This is a genomic window from Sphingobacterium suaedae (assembly GCF_042684625.1).
GTDB classification, from domain to species: Bacteria; Bacteroidota; Bacteroidia; order Sphingobacteriales; family Sphingobacteriaceae; genus Sphingobacterium; species Sphingobacterium suaedae.
Window position 1 is genome coordinate 1 of sequence record NZ_JBHULR010000018.1, and the last position, 897, is coordinate 897.

2 tRNA genes and 1 rRNA gene are annotated in these 897 nt (G+C 49.5%); all 3 read left to right on the plus strand.

Going from position 1 to position 897, the window contains the following annotated elements:
* Positions 1-168: 168 nt before the first annotated feature.
* Positions 169-245 (plus strand) — tRNA-Ile (locus ACFSR5_RS18210).
* Positions 246-259: 14 nt separating this feature from the next.
* Positions 260-333 (plus strand) — tRNA-Ala (locus ACFSR5_RS18215).
* A 145-nt stretch (positions 334-478) separates the two neighbouring features.
* Positions 479-897: ribosomal RNA gene (locus ACFSR5_RS18220) — 23S ribosomal RNA — on the plus strand; the annotation flags it as partial.

Consider the following 897-nt stretch of genomic DNA (forward strand, 5'->3'; position numbering starts at 1 on the left):
GTAGCCGTACCGGAAGGTGCGGCTGGAATACCTCCTTTCTAGAGCATCCGGTATTGATGCTCGTTACGCACAATCATGATCACACAAAAGAGAAACATTAGAAGAAAGTGCCCGCCCCCTTTAGGATAAAGAGGCGCCGGATACCGAGAAAGATGAGAAAGATAAGCTAGTCCCGTAGCTCAGTTGGTTAGAGCACTACACTGATAATGTAGGGGTCAGCAGTTCAAGTCTGCTCGGGACTACCAGGCCAACGGAAAGAGGGGAATTAGCTCAGCTGGCTAGAGCACCTGCCTTGCACGCAGGGGGTCAACGGTTCGAATCCGTTATTCTCCACGTTCTGTGCTGAAAGGCGCAGGAAAGAGTTCTTTGACATATTGAAAGAAAGAAGACACAAGAGAAGACAACAGCAATGTATTCCTTATTTATTTAAGGGATATGATAAGGCAGCCATATACCTAGCAAAAGGGGTATATGCGCGAAGAAAGTAAACAAGGGCACACGGGGGATGCCTAGGCTCTCAGAGGCGATGAAGGACGTGATAAGCTGCGATAAGCCACGGGGATCGGCAAATGCGAATCGATCCGTGGATTTCCGAATGGGGCAACCTAACATACTGAAGGTATGTTGTATAATACGCGAACGCGCCGAACTGAAACATCTAAGTAAGCGTAGGAGGAGAAAATAACAATGATTTCCCAAGTAGTGGCGAGCGAACGGGAAAGAGCCCAAACCGGAGTTGTTACGGCAATTCCGGGGTTGTAGGACCACGATATTGTACTGTGCTATGAACTGGAACCGGGTGGGAAACCGGGCGATAAGGGTGACAGCCCCGTACAGGCAAAGAATACAGGCATAGTGGTATCCTGAGTACCGCGGGACCGGAGAAATCCTGTGGGA